Below are 22,383 nucleotides of genomic sequence, written 5' to 3' on the forward strand. Positions count from 1 at the left end.
GGCTTTTTTGATCCGCGACACATTATTGTTGAACAAGCATTTTGATGTTGCTTGGATATACGGCAAATAAGATTGATTTAAAACGAGTAAAGGGAGGAAGAATGTAGGACGTCGACTAGTATTCTATAAGAGGATACGGGAGTCTCATTAATGCAAAAATCATTTTTATCAAACTTGAAGCGAGCCATGGGTAGTGTGATTGGCTCTCACACTGACGTTGGAAGCGATGCCAATGCCAAGATCGCTGCGCTTGATAAGTCGATTGCGATCATTGAATTCGACCCTTCGGGCCATATTCTTTTTGCTAACGAGAATTTTCTTAAAGTCATGGGTTACGGCCTTGAGCAAATCGTCGGGAAGCATCATTCGATGTTCGTTGACCCTACCTATGCTAATTCGAAAGAATATCGAGATTTTTGGGCCAAATTGGCACAAGGAAAATCGTTTTCTGCCGAGTACAAGCGCATGGGCAATAACAAAGTGAATGTCTGGATTCAGGCCTCTTACACGCCGGTTTACTCTGCTGAGGGTAGTGTGCAAAAAGTGGTGAAGTTTGCTACTGACATTACGCAGGAAAAAAACAAGAACCTGGATTACTTCGGTCAAATTGAAGCCATTAATCGTAGCCAAGGTGTGATTGAGTTCGACGTTAAAGGTAACATTCTCAAGGCCAATGATAACTTTCTTGAGGTGATGGGTTACGCGAGAGAAGAAATTATTGGTAAGCACCATTCTGTGTTTGCTGATCCTGAATATGCTCGCTCTGCTGAATACAAACAGTTCTGGGAAATACTTGCTTCCGGAAAATTTCAAAGTGCGCAATACAAACGATTAGGGAAAGGCGGCAAAGAGGTGTGGATCAGCGCATCTTACAACCCCATTCTTGATGATGAAGGCAAGCCTTTCAAAATCGTAAAATTTGTCACCGACATTACCGCACACAAGTTGCGAAATGCTGACTTTGCAGGACAAGTCGTTGCCATTGGTAAGTCTCAAGCGGTGATTGAATTTAATCTCGACGGCACTATTCGCCAGGCAAATGATAATTTCCTCAAGGCTGTGGGTTATCGATTAGAAGAAATCGAAGGTAAACATCATTCTATGTTTGTTGGCCGTGAGCAACGAGACTCCCAAGAATATAAGAATTTTTGGAAAAAGCTTGGTAGCGGCGAATTTCAGGCTGGCGAATACAAGCGAATTGGCAAAGGGGGCAAAGAAATATGGATACAAGCCTCTTACAACCCCATTATGGATGCTTCTGGACGACCGTTTAAGGTTGTGAAATATGCGACTGATGTGACGGCACAAAAATTAAAAAACTCAGACTTTGAAGGTCAAATTGAAGCCATTGGAAAATCCCAAGCGGTCATTGAATTTGATATGGATGGCACTATTCGCCATGCCAACGACAATTTCTTAAACGCGATGGGATATACGCTGAAAGAAGTTCAAGGGCGTCATCACTCCCTTTTCGTTGACCCGCAGGAAAGTGGTTCGCGTGAATACAAAGCCTTTTGGGAAAAACTCAATCGCGGTGAATTTGAAAGTGCCGAGTTTCGACGTATTGCTAAAGGCGGCCGCGAAGTGTGGATTCAGGCCTCGTACAACCCCATTAGCGATATGAATGGAAAACCATTTAAAGTCGTCAAATACGCGACCGATATCACGTCGAAAAAACGGGCAGTGTCGTTGATCAGTGATTGTCTATTGTCGCTCTCCAAGGGGGATCTTAATCACACGGTGGGGGAGACGTTGGATGCAGAATTTGAACCTGTTCGTAATGCGCTTAATTCAACCATTGACCACCTCAACAAGTTGGTGACAGATATTGTCCGAGGATCCAACTCTGTGGGCAGCGGCGCGCGCGAGATAAAGCTAGGTACAACAGACTTAAGCGACCGCACTGAATCTCAAGCAGCCAGCTTGGAGGAAACGGCAGCGAGTATGCAAGAAATCACTGCTACGGTTCAGCAGAATGCCGATACGTCTCAAAGTGCTGTGATGTTGGCCAATGAAGCCACGCAAAAAGCAGAACGCGGCGGTAAAGTGGTGCTTGAGGCAGTCGGTGCGATGGCTGAGATCGAAAAATCCAGTAAGCAGATTTCTGACATCATTGGCGTTATCAATGAAATCGCCTTCCAGACGAACTTGTTGGCGTTGAATGCTGCGGTGGAAGCTGCGCGTGCCGGTGAGCAAGGACGCGGTTTTGCGGTGGTTGCTGGTGAGGTGCGTAACCTCGCTCAACGAAGCGCGAAAGCCTCGATTGAAATCAAAGAGCTGATCAATGCCAGTGTCAATAAAACCAAAGACGGCACACATTTGGTGAGAGAGTCGGGTAATAATTTGATCGAAATTGTTGATGCCATTAAGAGTGTATCTAAGTTGATTGGCGACATGAGCACGGCCACTCAGGAGCAATCACAAGGTATTGGCGAGATTAACCGCGCGGTGACTGAAATGGATAATATGACGCAGCAAAACGCGGGTTTGGCTGAGGAAACCACGGCAGCCAGTGAGAACTTACTTGCTGAGGCGGAAAGTTTGCTAGAACTGGTTACCTTCTTTAAAACTCGCGCAAGCTAGCAAGCTAGCAAGCTGCATATGAAAAATAACAAAGCGGGCGAAAGCCCGCTTTTTGTTTGTTTGCTTGATGACAAGGCTTGAGGTATTGAAACACCCTCCTTGAAGCCTTGATAGGCTAGCTACGCCTATTTTTCGTCGTATTCACCGTTATTGTCGTCTTCGACTTCTTCCCTTTGATTATTGACGTCAATATAAACCGCTTCGCCTTCGCCTTCGTTTTCATCTTCATCGAAGATCAGGTGGTCAGCGCTGCCGCCAAAGAGGGCGGTTTTGTTTTTGAGTGTTGGCATTTCGTTTTCTGGCAGATTAAAGAACGCCACCATTTCAGTCATGTCCTGAGACAGATTCCACATGCCTTCACTGGCGGTAGTGGCTTCCTCTACTAAGGAAGCATTTTGCTGCGTCATATTGTCCATTTTGGTGATGGACAAATTGACCTGCTCAATGCCGACGCTTTGTTCTTGCGCCGCATCTGAAATCTCTTCCATTTTATTGCCAACGTCCTCGACCATTGAAACGATTTCCGTCAGTGTTTTTCCAGATTCACTCACTAAATCTGAGCCAGTGGCGACTTTCTTTTTACTCGCTTCAATCAGCTCTTTTATCTCCTTCGCGGCACTGGCGGAACGCTGTGCCAGGTTACGAACTTCCCCTGCAACTACCGCAAAACCGCGTCCTTGTTCACCGGCTCTTGCCGCCTCAACCGCTGCATTGAGTGCCAATAAATTAGTCTGGAAGGCGATTTCATCAATCACGCCGATGATCTCAGCAATTTCGTTGCTTGCATCTCTAATTTCATCCATGGCGGCAATCGTTCTTGAAACCGCATTGCCACCTTCTCGCGCCTTAGCCCGTGCTTTCATGCTTACCATTTTGGTTGAAAATGCATTCTCGGCACTTTGTTTCACCGTGCCTGTCATTTGCTCCATGCTCGCCGCGGTTGATTGCAAGGAAGAGGCCTGCAATTCAGTACGCATGCTTAAATCCTGATTGCCAGCGACTATCTCGCGCGAGGAGACGGAAACTGTAGAGGCGGTGTCACGAATGCTTTGGATAACCTCCGTGAGTTTATCGATGGTCTGGTTGGTGTCTTTTTTGAGCTGAGCAAGTCGACCGCTGTAGGATCTCTTCATGCGCTGAGTGAGGTCACCTTTTGCCATGGCAGCGAGAATGTGTTGCATGTCAGCCAACGAAAGTTCGACGTTCTCTGTCAGTGCGTTGAGGCCTTCCGCTAAGTTGTAGAAAAAGCCCTGCTTTCCGGCCATTTCGATGCGACCACTAAAATCGCCTCGGGTGGCGCCCGAAATTACCTCTGCGATTTCGCGCTCAATGGCGACTTCGGCGGTGCGATCTTTCCACTCAATCACAGTACCAATACGATCACCGTCTAAACCAATCATGGGCATCGCATTGATTGACATGACTCTATCGCCAACAAAGAATTCGCTTTTGAATTGAGTAGTTAGCTTAGCCAGGATGTTCTGCTGCTTAGATGGCACGCGATGGAACACATCAATGTGTTTCCCAATGATATTTGATGGGTCAAAGTTCTTAATCTCTTTACCAAAATCGTCCCGAGCATCGAGAAGCATATTTTTGGCGGCATCATTGAGATAGATGATTTGATTGCTGCTGTTTGCCAGCATGATGTTATTTGATACGCAATCCAATGCCTGACGGACCTGTGCATTCTCTTCTGCGATAGCTTTGGATGCTTCTTCGGCTTCTCGTTTAGCATGTTCTGCAAGTTCGGCGTTGTTTAAGGAGCGGTTTGTCGCTTCTTTGATTGAAAGCAGATCGCCGCGATAATCGCCTTGGATTCGAATGCTAAGATCACCTTCAGAAATCTTCGCCATCACGGTATTGATTTCACTCAAGGCACTTTGTGTGGCGGTCATGAGTGAATTAAATGCCTCAGAGGACTGGCTAATTTCATCGTTTCCTTTGACGTCCAGACGAAGAGAGTAATCCCCGCATCTTGATACGGTCTTGAGGCTTTTTGTCATGCGGGTCAGCGGCGAAGTGACTGATCGCGTGATTAAAAACGCCACCAATATGCCTAAAATAATACCAAAAAATCCCGTTAGTTTGAGAACCGTTCCAATCTCTTTATTGAGCGAGTTGAGTTTTTCTACCTCATTTTTTAAAGCCTCATTTTGCAGTTCTACAATTTCGCCGATGAGCTCGAGAGATAGGGTGGCAAGCGGGGAGGCCTTGGTTCCCAATAGGTATTGCGACATGTTCCATTGGTCGGAATCTCGTATCGCAAACAGTTGCATTACGATGGGTGAAAACTGGTCGCGATAGCCAGCGTAGTCTTTGTAGTATCGCTTTTGTTCACGAGTTAACAGGTATTTATGTTCTTCAAGTGTATCGAAGAGGATCGTGTTTGTGGTCCACTGTTGTGAAAAAATGGATTTAAATGCTGAATCACCACTGAGTAAATAGGATTGCACAGAGGCGAGGCCGAGAGAAAATGAAGCACTGGACTCGGCGAACAGCCCGAGCAATTCTTTTCTTTCTGGCGTTGCAGGTAACCCTCGTTCAATCGAAGTTAGGCGATTAATCGAGTCAATCAGTTCTGCAACAATGGGCTTGCCTTGCTGGGCGTAGATTTTCATGGCCGGTTGTTCGTCAACCGTGTGGGCAATGCGTTCCGCGTCATCTTGTGCTGCGCGATATTGTTTTAGACTTTCTGTCAACGTGGCGAGCTTCTCTTTGTAGCCATTCCTTTGTTGATGTTCGCTTTCTATTCCCGAATCAAGCACCTTCAACTGTTTATCTATGCTTTCCCAGACAGCTTGGCGTTCCTCCTTGAATTCAGGGTTTCCCAAAACCAAATACCCACGCAAGATGGCCAGTGATTTATTCACCTCTGCGACGAGTTGATGGCTCGCCAAGGAGGCCGAAAATGTTGATCCGACGAGCTCTTGTTCAACGTGTTGAACGTCCGTTAACCGAGTGCTGGATAAGGTGACAGCTGCAAACAAAATGGCAAGGACCAAACCAAAGCCTAATGCGAGGCGCTTGCCAATCGTGTAGCGGAAAAATTTATAATTCATTGGGTATTCACTCATCCGGTTTGCTCTGTTCACCGACCAGCATCGTCAGTTTTCTATGAATCAAGTCGACAAGGGCGTAGACATCGGAGGGGGTTCTGGTGCGCTCATAATGACGATGAGAGTAAAAGTCACCAAAACTGTTGTGTGGTTCTAGCGTTGAGAGGATTGTTGACAACGAATCTAAACAGGCACCCGCTAACAAAAAAACTTCTGCAGGAATGGCTTCGCTTCCTTGTCGCTTCACACGCTTGATAACGGGTGTGCCCACTTGTTTAGCAAACAGATCGATATCGTCGCCCAATTTTGCTAATGCAAGAAAGACTTGCTCTGGTCGGTAGTCTCTTACTGGAATAACTTTTCGTGGCAAAGAGCTTGAGATCTTGGGTTTGTATCGATAGGCATAGTGCATCACCATTGAATCAATGTTTTTGACCAAGGAATAGACTTGTGTCGGAGTTAGCTCGCCATATAGGTCGGAGTAACCATATTCAGTTTGGTTTGTCGTCGTATCACTTTCTGCGGCTAGGCCATAAGGTGAAGAGATAAAACAGAAAAGTAACATTCCGTTAATTACCGTGCCTCGCAGCGTAAATTGCGGACCTGAGTGATGTTGATTCAACGTTAATTGCTTCATTCCTTGCCTTATCTTTTATTAACAATAAGAAATATGATTCAAAAATTAGCTCTGGCTCACATTTGAGTTTAGACGTAATTCACGTAAACGCCTGTTTCAAAACGTGCTCAGAACAAGGGGGCAAGGAAATAGACAGGTTAAGTAAAAAGCGGGGAATATTGAGGCTGTTGGATGTGGTTGAGTTTAGGTATTCACGTCATCTTGGGCGGAAATTTGCTGCAACCAGCGCCCGAGTTGCAGAATTTCAGGTTGACGCGCGCGGTGCTTTTTATACACAAAGTACAGGCTGTCACCGGTGGGCATTTCATGCATGGGGATCCGCACCAGCTGCTCGCGGTCAATTTCGTTCATGAAATAGTAATTTAAAAAGGTAATACCATGTTCATAGCGCGCCGCCTCGGTCGCAAGCAGCATATGGCTGAACGAATGAATTTTTACCGTGTTCGGCAATGAAAACCCACCCAATTTACACCACTGAACCCAGTCGTTCTCCATGAGGGATGTAACAGACAGTAGCGGATAATCCCAAAGCGCTTCAGGCAACGGCTTGTCTTTGATTTGTTGCCATATTTTATGGCTACATACCGGGTATAAATACTCTTTGTAGAGTAAATCATATTGGTAATTTCGCCCCGGTTTGAAGTCGACAATAAAGCAGTCTGCCAGCTTATCAGAGAGGTTAGGATGGTCGGCAAACATTTCCAGTGCGAGGTCGATTTCAGGGTGTTTTTGTCGAAAATCAGATAATTGCGGCATCAGCCATTTCACCGCCAGTGAGCTGAATACGGCTAGTCGAAGTTGGCCAGACACGCCTTCTCTGACTTGATGGCTGGCGCGAGCGATGGCTTGAAGCGGGTCGGCAACGTCATCGTAATAGCGCTGACCGACAGCAGTGAGTTGCAGCAAACGACCTTGGCGATCAAACAAAGATTCACCCAAAAAATCTTCCAATAAGCGGATCTGATGACTCACCGCACTTTGTGTCACGCTCAAGCGTTCAGCCGCTTTAGAGAAGCTATTTAGACGGGCAACCACCTCAAAATATTGTACGGCACGTAGTGGTGGAAGCTTCATTATCTAAATAACTCATGAAAGAAGAATTTTCATCATTATACGTCATGCTAAAGCGGCGCTAGTATGTGTTTTTGTGATCAATGTTTGATCCTCCATCACGAACCGGAGCCTTTATCGTGCGTACTATTTCTGTTGGATTGGCCATGACCTTGTTGGTTATTGGCAATCTCAGCGCGACGTTTTCCGACGCGCTGGTTAAAACCATGGAGGGTGGACCAGATGGGGCCATCTTCCAGTTTGCCCTATTTCGTCAGGTGTCTGCCGTTCTCATTTTGCTTCCTTTCTGTTTGACGGCGCCCGTAAAAAACCTGAACAAAGGCTTAAAATGGCATGCATTGCGTGCCCATATATGGCTACTTGGCGTGTTCTTTTCAGTGATTGCGCTGACGACCATGCCGCTGGCAACCGCGAACGCAATTTTCTATGCGGCACCTTTGATCATGTTGCCATTGGCCGCAATTTTTCTGCGAGAGAAATTGTCCGCGCCGTCGATTATTGCTGCGGTGGTTGGGTTTATCGGCGTGCTCATTTTGGTGCGTCCGACAGAACTTGATTGGGGGGCGTCCTCTGCGCTGATTGTGGCGGTGACGCTGGCGGTCAACAACTTGTTGATCCCTAAAATCCCGCGCGAGCAAACGGTGTCTCAGACTTTGATGCTGCATAACCTGATTGGTATTCCCATCGCGTTTGCGCTGGCTTTGTATGAAGGCATGCCATTTAGCTTGGATCTATTCTGGCGCGCGGCCGGTTCGACTGCATTCATCTTGGTCTATGCCGCCACCTGTGTGATTGCGTATCGCGCGGCGGAAAGCAACAAAATCGCCAGTGCGGAATACAGCGGCTTAGTCTGTGCGGTGGGTGTAGGTTTGGTGCTGTTTGGCGAAGTGCCCGACATGATCATGATCGTGGGTACGACCTTGATCGTGGTGCCATTGATTTGGTTGGCAGGGCGCGAGAAACACAAAGCACGCAAAGCCAAAAAAGCGGCAAGCTTAGCGGCAACATTGGCGGCAAAACAAAAAGTGACAGAAGAAGCTATCGAACCCGTGTAAAGCAGGCCTTTTAGTATTTAAAACATAAACCACGCCAGACTTCTTTAGAGTGGCGTGGTTTTTTTATGTGCTCGCACGCAGTTGCGGTGGCACAGTTGCCATCAAATGTGAGATCAGCGCTTTAAGCCTTGCAGGCTGGTGGCGGTCTTTGTGATAGAGAAGATAAAGGGGCACTTTATCAACTTGCCAATCCGTAAACACCGTTTCTAATTTCCCTTCCGCGACAGCCTCATTGCAGTACAAATCGGGCAAGCGACATATCCCGTTACCTTGTAAGGCCGCGTTTAATAGCACATGTCCATTTTTACATTGTAAATTACCCGTGACATCTACCTCGACGTGCTGCACCGGCACATTGGTACTCACGTATTTCCACTTCGTCACAGAGCCAGTTAGGCAATCGTGTTGTTGCAGGTCGCGTGGGTGTGTCGGCTTTCCGCTTAGTGCCAAATAACGAGGCGATGCATATGTACCAATTCTTATGTTCCCCATTTCACGGCCGATCAACAGAGAATCAGGCAGTGTGCCCATGCGCAGGACGAGATCAAACCGTGATTGGATCAAATCAACACGCTCTGAGCTGAAATCGAGTTCAACATGGATATCGCGGTGGGCCGCGCAGAACTGATGAATAGCGTCGCCAATCAGCGATTCTCCAATGATCCCACCAACACAATTCACCGCGATAGCGCCTTTCATCTGATCGGCATCATCACTTGCGTGAGCGATCGCATCATCAATTTGCATCAGTGCTGCTTGGCAACGTGTAAAGAATGCTTCGCCTGCTGTGGTTAATCGTTGAGATCGAGTCGTACGAATAATGAGTTGCACGCTTAGACGGGATTCAAGCTGACTAAGCTGACGTGACATATGCGCGCGTGAAGCCCCGAGTTTGTCAGCCGCTTTTGAAAAACTGCCTGATTCGGCAATGGCCACGAAGGCACGAATGTCGTGCAGATTGTCGTTCAATGGATCTCTATTGGTGCTCATAAGGTAACACTGAGTTTTATTGTGATATATATATCAACAATCATGACTTATTTAGAATGCAGCCTCAATAAGAAACACCCAATAACAAAAACAAACAATCCGATCGAGGTAGAGCATGAAAAAGTTAGTTGTTATCACAGGTGCAAGTTCAGGCATTGGTGAAGCCATCGCAAAACAATTCTCAGCGCAAGGTCATCCACTGTTGCTGCTTGCACGTCGTGTAGAGCGCCTTGAAGCATTGAACTTACCAAACACCCTGTGTAAGCAAGTTGATGTGACAGACAAAGCCTCTTTCGATGATGCCGTTGCTGCTGCACAAGCCATGTACGGCGAAGCCGATCTGCTGGTTAACAACGCGGGTGTGATGTTGCTGGGCGACATGGCAACCCAAGATGCTGCTGAATGGCAAACCATGTTCAACGTGAACGTGGTCGGTTTGATGAATGGCATGCAAGCCGTGCTTGCACCAATGATTGCGCGTAATAGCGGCACCATCATTAACATCAGTTCCGTCGCTGGCCGTAAAACATTCCCGAACCACGCAGCGTACTGCGGCACCAAATTCGCAGTTCATGCCATCTCTGAAAACGTACGTGAAGAAGTGGCAGCCGCAAACGTTCGTGTTATCACCATCGCTCCTGGCGCGGTAGAAACCGAACTCTTGTCTCACACGACGAGCGATGAAATAAAAGCTGGCTACGAAAGCTGGAAAGAAGACATGGGCGGCATTCTAGCGGCGGATGACATCGCTAACGCAGTGACCTACGCATACAACCAACCACAGAATGTATGTGTACGTGAAATAGTGCTAACGGCGACACGTCAACAGCCGTAATAGCGGTCAATATTTCGGTGCTTAAACAAGCATTGGCCTCGGTAAATACCGAGGCTTTTTTGTTATGTGGGCGGCGAGAAGTCGAAAATGGGAGGTGAGCAAACGCGTAATGGTGAGTTTAGATGAGCCACCTTTGATTATTCACTCTTTTAAGTGGCGTTAGCGATGGTATCATCGGGGCATACTCGTTTTTAAAACCATCACTAATAATACTGTGCCCGTGGCGGAGTCAAAATGGCAAAACTAACACTACAAGAACAGATGCTGAAAGCTGGTCTTATCGACAAAAAGGCAATGAAGAAAGCCGGGAAGACGTCTAAAAAATCCCGTACCTTGGCGAAAGAAGCTAAAGCCGCTGTTGAAGAAAATCGCTCAGCGCAAATCGCACAAGACCAAGAGCTTAATCGTCAGAAGCAGATTGAAGCTGAGAAGAAAGCGATTGCCGCACAGGTGAAACAGCTTGTCGAAATGAACAAAATTGACCGTAGAGATGGCGACATTGGTTACAACTTCACCGATGGTACGTTGGTGAAAAAACTTTACGTCAACAAAGACATCCAAGCTCAGTTGGTAAACGGCCGTTTGGCGATTGCACGCTACCTTGATGGCTACGCCATTGTACCGGGCGTGGTGGCAGACAAAATCAGCCAACGAGACGAAGAGACGATCATCGTTAACAACACTGTTAACGAGCAAGAGATTGACGAAGATGACCCATATGCTGACTTCCAGATCCCAGATGATTTGATGTGGTAATTGGGCGTTAACGCCGTTTCACTGTAAACGTCCAAACACAAAGGCGCACCCCAATCGGTGCGCCTTTCTCTTATCTATTTCCAACTAAATCTACGGTTAACTGGCTCTGTTGATGCCAGAACCTACTGATAGCTAAGCTCTGTTGCCTTCCCTCTGAATATTCGATAAACCACAAAGGTATAAAGTAAGATCATGGGCATGACGAACGTTGCGCCGACACCGACAATCTTCAGTGTGGCGGGAGAGCTAGCCGCCTCTTGTGCTGTCATGATACCCGGTACCACATACGGGAAGAAGCTGTAAGCAAGCCCCAAGAAACTGAGCGCAAAGATCATGCTTACGCCGAAGAAAGGCCATCTTGCACCCAAATCATCTTTCATGGGGACTTGACGCAGATAGCGGTCAACCAGATAGATAATTGACATCACGACCACTGGTACAGGGGCGAGCAACAGCATTTCAGGGAAGCTGAACCAGCGCTCGGCGACTTGCTCGTTAACAATAGGGTTCACAATGCTCACTGCAGCAATGCCAATCGCCGCCAGCCAACCCGCACGACGAGACCATCTTGCTGCGCGAATTTGCAGTTCCCCTTCGGTTTTTAGCACCAGCCATGCCCCGCCAATATAGACATATGCCGCGGTGACACATAGCGCACTTAATAGTGCGAAACTGTACGCAGACGGTGACGACTCAAAGCCCATTATGTAGCGACCCATCATGTAGCCTTGCGACAATGACGCTATCAGCGAGCCAGCTTTAAAACAGCGATCCCACGTGTCTTTGCGCTCGGCTTTCGCTTTGGCGCGAAAATCAAATGCGACGCCTCGCATAATAAGGGCAACCAGCATGACGGCGGTAGGCAGATAAAGCTCTGTCAGGATCAAGCTGTGCGCAGGGGGAAAGGCTATCAGCAAGATGCCAATCGCCAGTACCAACCAGGTTTCATTGGCATCCCAGAACGGGCCAATAGAGGCAATCATTCTGTCGCGCTGGGCTTGGTGATTAGCGGGCAATAAGATGCCCACACCAAGATCGTAGCCATCAAGAATGGCGTACATGAAGGCGGAAAAACCCAATAGCAGCAAGTAGATTTCCGGCAAGTAATCCATCATACCATTGCCTCCTGAGTGGATGGAGTCGGCGCGTCATGCTCGGCATGGATGGCCTTCCTCGCCAAGTAGAACAAGGTGCGAATATAGGCCACCAGCAACACCACATAGACCATCAAATACATCGTCAGTGAAATCATGACATGGCCGCTTGGCACTGTGGTGACCGCCTCTGAAGTGCGTAGCACACCGTTTACCAACCAAGGCTGACGACCAATTTCAGTCACATACCAGCCAGCCAAAGTGGCTATCCAGCCGGAGAAGGTCATTGCTACTAGCCCGTATAGATATGGCTTTGGCAATTCGCGCTTACGAATGATCCTAACTGCGCCATAGCTGGCGATCAAAAGCATCAGCACACCCATACCAACCATGATGCGAAAACCATAGAACAGCGGCGACACTGGCGGGTGATCTTCAAAATCATTTAAGCCAACCAATTCACCATTTAAGTCATGGGTGAGGATCAGGCTCGCCAACTTTGGAATGCCAATTTCCAGCGCATTGCTACGAGTGTCTTCATCAGGGATCGCAAACAGCAGAAGCGGCGCGCCATTTTGGGTTTCCCACACTCCTTCCATTGCGGCGATTTTCTCAGGTTGATGCTCAAGGGTGTTCAAACCATGTAAGTCACCGACAAAAATCTGCACCGGAATGAGTCCTGCAGCGGCAAGTATCGAGACTTTCAGCCCTGTTTTTGCCACGCGATGATCGGGCTTTTTAAGGTATTGATAGGCGCTAATACCTGCAATCAAGAAACTGGCAGTTAGGCCAGATGCCAACAAGGTGTGTGCCAGTCGGTAGGGCAGTGACGGGTTCAATATCACCTCTTTCCAACTGGTAACGTGAACAATGCCGTCAATCAGTTCATAACCCGCTGGCGTGTGCATCCAGCTGTTGAGCACCAAGATCCAAAATGCCGAGAGGCTTGTGCCCACCGCCACCAATATTGTTGCGAGCGTATGTACCCAATCCGCCACTCTGCCACGACCAAACAACATGACACCAAGGAAGGTGGCTTCCATGAAGAACGCGGTCATGACTTCATAACCCAGCAACGGGCCCGCGACATTGCCCACGCTTTCCATAAAGCCCGGCCAGTTGGTGCCAAATTGGAAACTCATGGTAATGCCAGACACCACGCCCAGCGCGAAGGTTAACGCGAACACCTTTACCCAAAAGTAATAGAGATCCAGCCAGACTGAATCTTGCGTTCGGTTAAAACGGAGTTTGAAGAACACCAGCATCCAGCCCAACGCAATGGTGATCGTCGGGAAAAGGATATGGAAGCTGATGTTCGCCGCGAACTGTATCCGCGACAACATAAGGGTTTCTAACATTTTGGCACCTCAATCATGAACAACTCGAAAATGGGGGTATCGTGCGAACACGAACAAATAAAAACGCGAGTTGTGATTGGGTGAAGTCGACGCTCTGATTGTCTGCAAAGATGTCGTTTATTGATCTATATCAATATATGGGTTGGTGCGATAGGAAGTTTACGTGAGGATCTACATCGAATTGTTTTCAAATATTAAGGGATAACACAGGCGCAACAATCCGTATGAAATGGTTACATCAGTGCCAGCAGTTTGGTGGGATGAGAGCCATCGTTTTGCCGCAGCGTTCTTATGACCAGCAGCACTGATTCTTTCCACTTGAGCTGTGAAGAAACATTCAGAGATATTTACTCACTCTCAAAACGGGACACTTCAAAAACTGCTTTTTAGGCAAAATGTTACGATGATAAAAAATGGAATTGAGTACTAACTGGCTGTTTGGTAAATGCCTTTTAATGCAACCCAGTGTGGACTAACCACATATCAATGTTGTTTCAATGAAGAGTTAACAATGGATATAGTATTTATTCCTGTAAACCTAGAGCGTGATTTGAGTACCTGTGTCAAATTCCGAAGGGATGCGTGGATTATCAGCTATGGTTCTGATAAAGGGTTCTCTGAGGACGATGCGATTCGGTGGTTCTATTCATTGTCAGAAGAAAGCCCAGACGGTTTTTTCCACATATGGCATGAGAAGAAAATTATCGGCCAGCTTGAGTTTAAATCCGGAATAGAAACATCGGATAACCAGAAAGCTGGCTACGTGAATTTGTTCTATCTTGCGCCTGCTTATAGGGGTAAGGGCTTGGGCCAAGTCATCCATAGCTATGTGGTAGATAAACTGATTGAAGACCAATGTGTTGGCGCCATGCTGCGCTATATTCCGGGTAATTTTCAGGCTGAGAGATTCTATCTAAAAAATGGTTGGTATAAATCAGCTGAAGCTGATCAAAACCGTGGTCAGCCTATGCGTAAAGACTTCAATGAGTAGTGTTCACGTAACAAAATTATCAAGGCGTGTTGTGTCTCTGATGCAACTTACTGATGTGAAATAAAAGGTTACGATGAAAGCCCGCTGCCCCAATTGCCAAGAGATCACCAAGACCTTTCCCCAAAGTAGCGTTTGTCCACAATGTGACCAGTTTTCAATGGATTGGTATGTCTATGACTGGGAGGGGTTTGTGAAGAACAAGAAAGTCCTGATGTGGTGTGATGTGGGCGTATTCATTATCAGCATCACATCACTGTTTTTTTGCCTTTTCTATTCCGTGAATCAATTGATCTTGTGGTTGGCCAGTCTATTGGCGATTCCAGCTATGTTCAGTTTTCACAGTGGCTACGCAGCAGTGAGAAATCGCCAAAACTACAACGGTCATCGCGCTAAATGTTTAAGTTCGTGGATTCCGTTCTAACAAGCCAGTGCCCTGCACACACAAAGGCCATCAAATTACATCGATGGCCTGCTTATCCTTATCTACTGAAAATGTTAGTGATAGCTTTCTTGGATACCTTCTCAGCTTTTTTTTCTTTTGCGGTGAGAAAGGGCTATTTCTTTTGGTTCTTTTTGCTGTCTTGTCCTTTGCTCATGATGCTTTCCTTTGAGGTAACTTCTTAAGCCAAAAGCAAGCTTGTGCCTGCCGGAGGACCTTGTTAGGTAATGCTCGGGTATCTTGTTTCAATCGTCGAGCAATCACATAACTAGCTTTAGCATGTTCTTATGGCACTGCAATAGATACAGCTAGCTGGCATCGCTGATGTCAGCACCTACCTTATATTCACAAAAAAACCGGAAGGCGACTTCCGGTTTTTTTGTCTATCTATGCTGTCGTTTCTAGGCTGTTAACGCTTCACTGAGCCTAAGGGGTTAGCTCGCTGAGTGATTGGCCTTTGGTTTTGTGGCGTTTCACTTCCTCCGCTTGTTTGAGCAGCGCAAGCAATTCGCTATTGTGCCAGCTTTGGGCGTGCGAACTGTATCGGCTTTCCATCATGGCGTTAATCTCTGCACCAATTTTCTCGCGTAAATCGCGCGGTAGATGACCGGTTTGCCAGTTGCGATAGTGAGTAGCAACCGCGACGGCATCATTGGCACTAACCGCGGTTTTCAGCATCAGCAGGACATTGTCAGCGTGAGGCGATTTTGACGTCTGCGTTTCTGTCGTTGAGGCTCGGGTAGCCTTTGGTCGGCGTAAATATAAGCCCAACGTGCCAAGCCATAAAGTGGCAAAGAAACCTGTCGCCCATGGCCAATAAGCTGCCTGCGTGATCCCCTTAGTATCACTGGTTTGTAAAGGCGAAGACGGTGTCTGATTCGTGCTTGTATCGGATAGCTCGGGCTGAACCTCAGGCGTGTTTGCTCCCGGCGTTACAGTTAAGGAAAGACCTTCGACCTCGCTAGTCTGTTGTTGTTTATCTTTTGTATTGAACCAATTAATCGACAAAGCCGGCAGTGTGATTTTCCCTTCCTGACGAGGAATAATGACTTGTTTCACGGTCATCACGGTGTAATCACCGTCCTCGCTGTACTCCGGTTTGTCAGAGTACACATTCACGCTGGTGGGATAATCCAGATTGAGATTTGGCATGGCGCTTTGGGCAATGTTTTTGATTTTCAGGGTGATCACGCGGTTAATCGGCTCACCCACCTCGGTGCTGAGTCGTTGACTTAGCGTGTCTGGTTGCCAGCGTTGGGTTAGTTCAAGGCTTGGCGTTGGTAGCCACAAGCCTTGGTAATCCAAGGGTTTGTTTTCAATGTTTAGGGTTAAGCCGTTGGCTTGACGGCTGATAGGTACCCCCAGTGATGCGCCCCAGCTATTCCCTTTGACTTCAGTGCCACTGAATACCGCACCTTCAATCGTGAGTTCGCCGGCTTGAGTCGGGGTGATTTGATATTGACGACTGATCACTACATATCGACGACCATTCACCACGGCCTCGGCTTGCACATCTTCGCCCACTTGCGTGACGTCAAAGCCTTCACCGAACGGCGCTTGCAGGGCTGGGGAATCTAACCGTGTGCCGATCATCAAGCGAACGCGATAGTTGAAGGTTTCGCCAACATAGCCATCGTGGCGATCAAGTGTGGCGATCACGTCGACCGCTTGCGTATCGGCTTTTGCTGTCGCCTGACCCGCTTCTTCTACCTTGATGGTGATGGGATCAGTGGTCATGCCATCAATGGTTAACATCGGAACCGTGTAACTGCCGACCCGTTTGCCTGCGATTGCCACGCGCCAAACGGTAGTGCGCGAAAAATTGCCGTTGATGTAAGACGTGTTACTACTGGCTTCGGGTCTGCCATAGATGAAATCTTTGTCGAGTGGCGAGAGATCCAGAGCGTCATTACTCACGCTTTCATCGACAGAAATGGTCAGTTGTAATGCGTCACCCAGCGCGACCACATTTTTGGACACCGTGGCTTCGGCGGTTGCCGCAAATGCCAAGCTGGGTAGAGACGCCATCGCCATCGCCACGATTAGCAGGGCGGCTTTGGTCTGTTGTGACAGTGACATCAGCGAAAATCTCTGATCGTTCATTCTTTGTTCACCATGAATTTTCAGTAGGCTGAGGCATCTCTTTCTGCCTCGCCTGAAGGATTAACTGAGCGCGAAGCAAGGCGGCGGTATCATCCTGCACTTGCTCGAGCTTTTTAAGTACCGGATTGCTGGCGGTCAGGGCATCGCTGTCGTTGGCAGGCTCACCGGATTCAGAGGCCATTGCCGCTGGCTGTTCGCCTTGTTCTCCGTCCTGATTTTGTTCGCCATCCTGACTTTGTTCATTCTGCTGTCCGTCTTGTTCTTTGGTTTGCTCTTGCTCAGATTTGGCTTCGCTCTGCTGCTCGGCACCGTCTTGCTTGTTGGCGTCGGCGCTTTGCGGCTGACTCTGTTCAGAGGATTGCTCTTGTTGTTGATCTGCGCTTTTTTGACCCGAACGTTCTTGCTCAGAACTCTCTTGCCCAGAGCCCTCTTGCTTAGACGGATTTTGCTGTTGCTGATCGCCTTGTTGATCCTGCGATGACTGATCTTGACTGCCTTGCTGGCTTTGAGACTTGTCCTGTGACTCGTCACCCTCACCCTGCTGTTGGTCGTTGCTTTGCTGATCTTTCTGTTCTTGTTGTTGCTGTTTCTGCTGTTCGAGGGCTTTTTTCACCACATCCAGATTGTGCTTGGCATCGGCGTTATCCGGCGTTTTCGCCAGCAAAGATTCATAGGTTTTCTGAGCAGCCTCTAAATCGCCAGCCTGGGCGTACGCATTGCCGAGGTTGTATTGAGAAATCGGATCATCCAATTGCGACAAGGTCTCTATCGCGCCCTGATAATCTTCGGCTTTGTACTGCGCTATTCCTTTCCATGAAGGCGATTCAAAAGCGCTCGCCGCATTTTGATAGTTGCCCGATTCAAACTGCTCGTAGGCTTGTTGATCGTCGGTCTTAAAAGCCGCAGCCGAAGCTGGGTTAATCGGCATGACAACAATCAGGGCGGCTAATACCACGCCTTTTCGAAAACCAAACAGCGCGAGTAACATGATAGGCAGGATCAGCCAGAAACCATCGTTGATGCGTTCTTCAATGGTTTTACTCTTCCCATCGGCGTTGCCGTCGAGTGGCTTGGCGGTAAACGCGACGAGGTTATTCACGTCTCGGTTGGTCGGCTGCCACTGCTGGAGCATGCCGCCTGTTTTCTGAGTGATAGATGCCAAGGTATTAAGGTTAAGTTTCGCTATCACTGGCATGCCATTTTGCTCCAGCAATTTGCCGTCTGGCAGTTTGATTGGCGCACCTTGTTGTGTGCCGACCGCCAAAACAGAGACGCGATAATCGCTGTCACCCAGCACGTTAAGCGCGGCGTTGGACTCGCTATTGCTCAATCCATCGGTGATTAACACGATGTCTCCTTGCGCAAACCCAGCTTGTTTCAACAAATCCATCGCTTGGTTTATCCCTGCAGCGGCGTTGCTACCGGGGATTGGCATAATGGCGGGAGACAAATTCGGGATCAGGGTTTTTAGGGTTGCGGCATCTTCAGTTAACGGGCTGACGATATAACCATCGCCCGCATACGTCACCAAGCCTGTGCTGCCTTCTTTCCAGCCCGGTAACATGTCGAGCGCTTTGAATCGCGCTTGTGCAAGGCGGTTGGGCGCAATGTCTGTGGCGTACATAGAGCGGGACATGTCCATCACTAACACGCGTGCGCCTGCAAGGTTAACCGCAGGTAATTCAGTTTTCTGCCAGCTTGGTCCAGCCAAGGCAATCACTGACATTAGCCATGCGCTAGCAAGCACAGCAACAGGCCAACGTTTGGGTTTGCGGTTAGCTGTTTGGTTGCCCGAAAGCAACGCGGTGAGATGCGGCGCGATCAAGCCCGATTTTTGCGCCTTTCCTTGAACCCAAGGAAGGAGCACGGCGAGTGGCAATAAGGCCAACAGCCATGTGGGGTGCATAAAGGTAAAATCAGCCATGACGTCTCCTTAAAACAACGATGACGACAGACAACGCCAGCGCGAATCCAAGCGGAAAACGGAACAGCTCGTCTCGTGGTCGCCACGTTTGCTGGACGGTTGAGATCGGCTCTAGCTGGTCGATGAGTTGGTAAATGGTTTCAAGCTCTTTTCTGTCCCTTGCGCGGAAGTATTCCCCGCCGGTCATTTTGGCGATGTCGGTCAGGGTTCTTTCGTCCAAATCTTGCGAAGGGTTAACCCGTCGTGAACCGAACAAAGTGCGTTGCAGCATGCTGTCTGCACCGACGCCAATGGTATAAATGGTCACATCATTTTCTTTGGCAAGCTCTGCCGCTTCTAATGGGTCAATAACACCCGCCGTATTCGCGCCGTCACTGAGTAAGATGATCACGCGCTGCGGGGCTTTGCTATCAATAAAGGTTTTGGTGGCAACGCCTAAGCCTTCACCAATGGCGGTGCTTTCACCGATCAGCCCGAGAACGGCGCGTTCAAGCTGTTGCGCCACGGTGTTGCGATCCAGTGTGAGCGGCGTTTGCAGATAGCCGTGATCGGCAAATAGCACCAAGCCCACGCGGTCGCCTTCGCGTTTTGTGATGAAATCCGCCAGCACATCTTTGACGGCAGATAAGCGATCGGTGGTGCTGCCATTGGTCATCACCATGTCTTCCATTGCCATGGAGCCTGACAGATCGACGGCCAGCATCATGTCTCTGTGTTCAGGCTGGATCTGAATAGGGTCGCCATACCAAATCGGACGGGCAGCGGCGAGCACGACGCTCACCCACAGCAGCGCCATCAGCAGCTGTCGTAAACGGCTGCGTTGTTGTTTACCACCCAAGCCTTTTGGAATGCGGGGCAAGTGGATAGCGGCAGGGGTTGGCACGGGCTTGGCGAATTTGTATACCAGCAAGGGTAACGGCAGCAAAATAAACGCCCACCACCAGACAAACTCAAACATGGTTTGCCTCCTTGGTAGCGTTGCTGTCTATGGGCTTGCTGCTGGGCGGCAATGCCTGTTTTAACCACGTTTCTGCTAATGATTTACAGGTATCCAGCTCGGCGTCTGACAGTGCGACGTTGGCAAATATCCCTTTCTGCCAAAGCTCGTCTTGGGCGACAAAGCCTTGTTTGATGGCCGGCAGTTGGCTGTCGAGAAATGCTAGCCACGCTGAGCCAGTCAGACCCGCAACCAAATCGCGGTCGAAATAGCTCAGTGCCGCGCGCTTTAATAATGCATTGATGGCAGCCAGTGAATCGGCTTGAGTGAGCTGATTGAGCGCTTCATTTCGCGCTTGTAAGTGCTGGGTTCGCTGACGCAGCAAAAAGATGGCAAGTAATGTGGCTGCCAAAAGTGCTGCGATCAATGCCCACCAGCCCCATGCCAGCGGCCAGATCCCGGGGGCGATCTGAAGCTGAATATCGGCCAGTGGTAATGTTGTTGATGCTGTATTCGTCATGGTTATGACAATGCCTTCATCGTGTTTGACCTCATTTCGTATTGGTAGCGTTTGCACTGCCGCGACGTGTGCTGCCAATCTGTTGCAACAGCGGCTGTGCGGCGCTGATGGTATGCAGGGGAATCGCCAACGACCGCGCCATATCGGTAATAAATTGCTGGTGGCGTTGGTACTGAATAGCCAGACTTTCGCGGGTTTTACGCGCAGAAAAATCCAGCCATGCCGTGTCGATATCATCCGATACCCATTCATGACCGCGGTAGTCGGTTTGTCCCTGCTCAAGCGGGTCTGAAATCTGCACAAACTGAATGCGGTTATGTTGGCGAAGTTGGCTCAATCTGCGCTTGTCCGCTTGGGTCAGCGCGTAAAAATCGCTGATGATGGCGATTTCACTGCCTTTGGGACACAAATGGTGCATGTGTCTAAGCGCCCCTTGCCAACCTTCCGTGGAGGCAGTGTGGTTCTCTGCCGTCAGCATTTCTTTGTGGGATTCCATCAAGGCATGAATGATGTGCAAGGTACCTTGGCGTCTTGCGGTCGGTTTGCACTCGCGCAGTTGAATGCCGTTGTAGATCACCGCACCAATGCGATCTTGTTGGCTCACCACCAACCAACTGAGTAGGCTGGCAAAGTGAGTGGCTTGAACCGATTTCAACATCAGTTGCGAACCAAACTTCATGCTGGCGCTGAGATCGACCATCAGCATCACAGGCTGTTCCCGTTCTTCCGTGAACAGCTTGGTGTGGGTTTTTCCGGTGCGTGCCGTCACCCGCCAATCAATGGCGCGAATGTCATCGCCCGATTGATACGGACGCACTTCAGAGAAGTTCATGCCGCGCCCTTTCTGGCGACTGCCGTGTTGGCCGCTTAATTGCGACCAAATGCTCAACGCCGGCGGCAGCCATCGCACCGCCTGTTTCTGGTAGTGCAGCAGTTCAGCCAGACCCACGTTGACGCCGTCACTGTGTGGTGGCAAAACCGCGGTGGTGTCTGTCAGGCTCATACGCTGGCGACCTGCTCAATCAAGTGTTTCACCACGCTATCCGCCGCGATACCTTCTGCTTGCGCTTCGTAGCTCAACAGCAGGCGGTGGCGCAGCACAGGGTAGGCCATGGCTTGCACATCGTCGGGGGTCACGAAATCTCGCCCTGCTAGCCATGCATGTGCACGGGCGCAGCGATCTAACGCTAACGTGGCGCGAGGGCTGACACCCATTTGTAGCCACGCCGCCAGTTTGTCGCTGTAACGATGCGGATCGCGTGTCGCCATGATCAAACGAATGATGTACTTCTCTACATCTTCTGCCATGTGAATGCCAAGCACAGCCTGACGTGCTTCAAAAATGTTCTCTTGTTTTAGATGCACAGGCTCTTGTTTCTCTAGACCTTGCGCTTCGCCGCGATTAAGACGAAGGATCTCTAGTTCACTGTCGGCATCTGGGTATTCAACGTTCAATTGCAGCAAGAAGCGGTCGAGCTGCGCTTCCGGCAGCGGATACGTGCCTTCTTGCTCGATCGGGTTTTGCGTCGCCATCACCAGAAATAGCTCGGGTAACGGATAGGTTTTTCTGCCTGCCGTGATCTGCTTTTCTGCCATCGCTTCAAGCATGGCGGCCTGCACTTTGGCAGGCGCGCGGTTTATTTCATCCGCCAGTACCAGTGAATTGAAAATTGGCCCCGGCTGAAAGGTGAACTCTCCCGTTTCAGGACGGAAAATGTCGGTACCCGTTAGATCGGCTGGCAGCAGGTCAGGGGTGAATTGAATGCGGTGGAAATCCCCTTCAATGCAGTCCGCTAACATTTTGACTGCGCGGGTTTTTGCGAGACCCGGTGGCCCTTGCACCAAGATGTGACCGTCTGCCAATAAAGCGATCAGCAGTTGCTTAACCAGTTGTGGTTGGCCGATAACCTGACTTTGCAGGTAATCATTAAGGCGTTGAAAAGTATCCGATAACATAAAATTCTTGTCCTTGGTGAATCAAAAGCAAAGGAAAAATGACCTGTTTGAGACCGCGTGACGGTGTAGAGGTTC

At 49.0% G+C, this 22,383-nt stretch carries 18 protein-coding genes; 6 read left to right on the plus strand and 12 right to left on the minus strand.

Translation table 11 applies throughout. From position 1 onward, the window contains the following. The first annotated feature begins 150 nt into the window (after positions 1-150). Positions 151-2,583, plus strand: a complete 2,433-nt coding sequence (locus tag AC3CIC_RS21305) for a methyl-accepting chemotaxis protein (protein WP_488516140.1) — start codon at positions 151-153, stop codon at positions 2,581-2,583. A gap of 125 nt (positions 2,584-2,708) precedes the next feature. Here the strand turns inward: AC3CIC_RS21305 and AC3CIC_RS21310 are convergent, their stop codons facing one another. From AC3CIC_RS21310 to AC3CIC_RS21320, 3 genes are all read right to left on the minus strand, one after another. Continuing rightward, positions 2,709-5,645 (minus strand): methyl-accepting chemotaxis protein, encoded by a 2,937-nt coding sequence (locus AC3CIC_RS21310; RefSeq protein WP_488516141.1) that lies wholly within the window; start codon positions 5,643-5,645, stop codon positions 2,709-2,711. Positions 5,646-5,652: 7 nt separating this feature from the next. Beyond that, the gene (locus AC3CIC_RS21315) at positions 5,653-6,279 is read right to left on the minus strand and encodes a hypothetical protein (RefSeq protein ID WP_488516142.1); all 627 of its coding nucleotides are present in this window, start codon (positions 6,277-6,279) and stop codon (positions 5,653-5,655) included. Positions 6,280-6,462: 183 nt separating this feature from the next. Beyond that, positions 6,463-7,353, minus strand: coding sequence for a LysR substrate-binding domain-containing protein (locus tag AC3CIC_RS21320; RefSeq protein ID WP_488516143.1), 891 nt, complete (start codon positions 7,351-7,353; stop codon positions 6,463-6,465). A 116-nt stretch (positions 7,354-7,469) separates the two neighbouring features. On the opposite strand from AC3CIC_RS21320, the gene AC3CIC_RS21325 reads away from it, so the two are divergent. Next, on the plus strand, positions 7,470-8,405 hold the full coding sequence (locus tag AC3CIC_RS21325; RefSeq protein ID WP_488516144.1) for a DMT family transporter: 936 nt from the start codon (positions 7,470-7,472) through the stop codon (positions 8,403-8,405). 63 nt (positions 8,406-8,468) lie between these two features. On the opposite strand, the gene AC3CIC_RS21330 is transcribed toward AC3CIC_RS21325, so the two are convergent. Beyond that, positions 8,469-9,395, minus strand: coding sequence for a LysR family transcriptional regulator (locus AC3CIC_RS21330; protein WP_488516145.1), 927 nt, complete (start codon positions 9,393-9,395; stop codon positions 8,469-8,471). A gap of 115 nt (positions 9,396-9,510) precedes the next feature. Between AC3CIC_RS21330 and AC3CIC_RS21335 the strand changes: the two genes are divergently transcribed. Together AC3CIC_RS21335 and AC3CIC_RS21340 are read left to right on the plus strand one after the other, a co-directional pair. Beyond that, complete coding sequence (locus AC3CIC_RS21335; protein ID WP_394208807.1) at positions 9,511-10,230, plus strand: SDR family oxidoreductase; 720 nt, start codon at positions 9,511-9,513, stop codon at positions 10,228-10,230. Positions 10,231-10,464: 234 nt separating this feature from the next. Next, entirely contained in the window at positions 10,465-10,986 is a 522-nt protein-coding gene (locus tag AC3CIC_RS21340) for a DUF2058 domain-containing protein (protein WP_016959949.1), read from the plus strand. A 122-nt stretch (positions 10,987-11,108) separates the two neighbouring features. On the opposite strand, the gene AC3CIC_RS21345 is transcribed toward AC3CIC_RS21340, so the two are convergent. Together AC3CIC_RS21345 and AC3CIC_RS21350 are read right to left on the minus strand one after the other, a co-directional pair. Continuing rightward, positions 11,109-12,101, minus strand: a complete 993-nt coding sequence (locus AC3CIC_RS21345) for a cytochrome d ubiquinol oxidase subunit II (protein WP_488516146.1) — start codon at positions 12,099-12,101, stop codon at positions 11,109-11,111. Then, entirely contained in the window at positions 12,098-13,438 is a 1,341-nt protein-coding gene (locus tag AC3CIC_RS21350) for a cytochrome ubiquinol oxidase subunit I (RefSeq protein WP_488516147.1), read from the minus strand. The genes AC3CIC_RS21345 and AC3CIC_RS21350 overlap by 4 nt, the downstream gene beginning before the upstream one ends. 511 nt (positions 13,439-13,949) lie before the next feature. Here AC3CIC_RS21350 and AC3CIC_RS21355 point away from each other — a divergent pair. Both AC3CIC_RS21355 and AC3CIC_RS21360 read left to right on the plus strand, forming a co-directional pair. After that, positions 13,950-14,429, plus strand: coding sequence for a GNAT family N-acetyltransferase (locus tag AC3CIC_RS21355; RefSeq protein WP_488516148.1), 480 nt, complete (start codon positions 13,950-13,952; stop codon positions 14,427-14,429). Positions 14,430-14,619: 190 nt separating this feature from the next. Next, complete coding sequence (locus AC3CIC_RS21360; protein WP_488516149.1) at positions 14,620-14,850, plus strand: hypothetical protein; 231 nt, start codon at positions 14,620-14,622, stop codon at positions 14,848-14,850. A 444-nt stretch (positions 14,851-15,294) separates the two neighbouring features. Here AC3CIC_RS21360 and AC3CIC_RS21365 read toward each other — a convergent pair whose 3' ends face one another. The 6 genes from AC3CIC_RS21365 to AC3CIC_RS21390 are packed head-to-tail and all read right to left on the minus strand — an operon-like array spanning position 15,295 to position 22,308. Beyond that, the gene (locus tag AC3CIC_RS21365; protein ID WP_488516150.1) at positions 15,295-16,971 is read right to left on the minus strand and encodes a BatD family protein; all 1,677 of its coding nucleotides are present in this window, start codon (positions 16,969-16,971) and stop codon (positions 15,295-15,297) included. Between the two features lie 7 nt (positions 16,972-16,978). After that, complete coding sequence (locus AC3CIC_RS21370; RefSeq protein WP_488516151.1) at positions 16,979-18,895, minus strand: vWA domain-containing protein; 1,917 nt, start codon at positions 18,893-18,895, stop codon at positions 16,979-16,981. Continuing rightward, positions 18,888-19,853, minus strand: coding sequence for a vWA domain-containing protein (locus AC3CIC_RS21375; RefSeq protein WP_488516152.1), 966 nt, complete (start codon positions 19,851-19,853; stop codon positions 18,888-18,890). The genes AC3CIC_RS21370 and AC3CIC_RS21375 overlap by 8 nt, the downstream gene beginning before the upstream one ends. After that, a complete protein-coding gene (locus tag AC3CIC_RS21380) occupies positions 19,846-20,352 on the minus strand; it encodes a DUF4381 domain-containing protein (RefSeq protein WP_488516153.1) in 507 nt (168 codons plus the stop codon). Before AC3CIC_RS21380 ends, AC3CIC_RS21375 begins: the two co-directional genes overlap by 8 nt. 31 nt (positions 20,353-20,383) lie before the next feature. Next, complete coding sequence (locus AC3CIC_RS21385; protein ID WP_017003093.1) at positions 20,384-21,355, minus strand: DUF58 domain-containing protein; 972 nt, start codon at positions 21,353-21,355, stop codon at positions 20,384-20,386. After that, positions 21,352-22,308 (minus strand): AAA family ATPase, encoded by a 957-nt coding sequence (locus tag AC3CIC_RS21390; RefSeq protein ID WP_017003094.1) that lies wholly within the window; start codon positions 22,306-22,308, stop codon positions 21,352-21,354. The genes AC3CIC_RS21385 and AC3CIC_RS21390 overlap by 4 nt, the downstream gene beginning before the upstream one ends. Positions 22,309-22,383 lie beyond the last annotated feature (75 nt).

The organism is Enterovibrio sp. QJM3NY_24, assembly GCF_057786035.1.

Bases quoted from the DNA above. Each gene is read 5' to 3' on its own strand.
- AC3CIC_RS21370 (WP_488516151.1), bottom strand. From the start codon at position 18,895: ATGGCTGATTTTACCTTTATGCACCCCACATGGCTGTTGGCCTTATTG.
- AC3CIC_RS21305 (WP_488516140.1), top strand. From the start codon at position 151: ATGCAAAAATCATTTTTATCAAACTTGAAGCGAGCCATGGGTAGTGTG.
- AC3CIC_RS21365 (WP_488516150.1), bottom strand. From the start codon at position 16,971: ATGAACGATCAGAGATTTTCGCTGATGTCACTGTCACAACAGACCAAA.
- AC3CIC_RS21345 (WP_488516146.1), bottom strand. From the start codon at position 12,101: ATGATGGATTACTTGCCGGAAATCTACTTGCTGCTATTGGGTTTTTCC.
- AC3CIC_RS21315 (WP_488516142.1), bottom strand. From the start codon at position 6,279: ATGAAGCAATTAACGTTGAATCAACATCACTCAGGTCCGCAATTTACG.
- AC3CIC_RS21330 (WP_488516145.1), bottom strand. From the start codon at position 9,395: ATGAGCACCAATAGAGATCCATTGAACGACAATCTGCACGACATTCGT.
- AC3CIC_RS21340 (WP_016959949.1), top strand. From the start codon at position 10,465: ATGGCAAAACTAACACTACAAGAACAGATGCTGAAAGCTGGTCTTATC.
- AC3CIC_RS21375 (WP_488516152.1), bottom strand. From the start codon at position 19,853: ATGTTTGAGTTTGTCTGGTGGTGGGCGTTTATTTTGCTGCCGTTACCC.
- AC3CIC_RS21355 (WP_488516148.1), top strand. From the start codon at position 13,950: ATGGATATAGTATTTATTCCTGTAAACCTAGAGCGTGATTTGAGTACC.
- AC3CIC_RS21350 (WP_488516147.1), bottom strand. From the start codon at position 13,438: ATGTTAGAAACCCTTATGTTGTCGCGGATACAGTTCGCGGCGAACATC.
- AC3CIC_RS21335 (WP_394208807.1), top strand. From the start codon at position 9,511: ATGAAAAAGTTAGTTGTTATCACAGGTGCAAGTTCAGGCATTGGTGAA.
- AC3CIC_RS21310 (WP_488516141.1), bottom strand. From the start codon at position 5,645: ATGAATTATAAATTTTTCCGCTACACGATTGGCAAGCGCCTCGCATTA.
- AC3CIC_RS21385 (WP_017003093.1), bottom strand. From the start codon at position 21,355: ATGAGCCTGACAGACACCACCGCGGTTTTGCCACCACACAGTGACGGC.
- AC3CIC_RS21390 (WP_017003094.1), bottom strand. From the start codon at position 22,308: ATGTTATCGGATACTTTTCAACGCCTTAATGATTACCTGCAAAGTCAG.
- AC3CIC_RS21320 (WP_488516143.1), bottom strand. From the start codon at position 7,353: ATGAAGCTTCCACCACTACGTGCCGTACAATATTTTGAGGTGGTTGCC.
- AC3CIC_RS21380 (WP_488516153.1), bottom strand. From the start codon at position 20,352: ATGACGAATACAGCATCAACAACATTACCACTGGCCGATATTCAGCTT.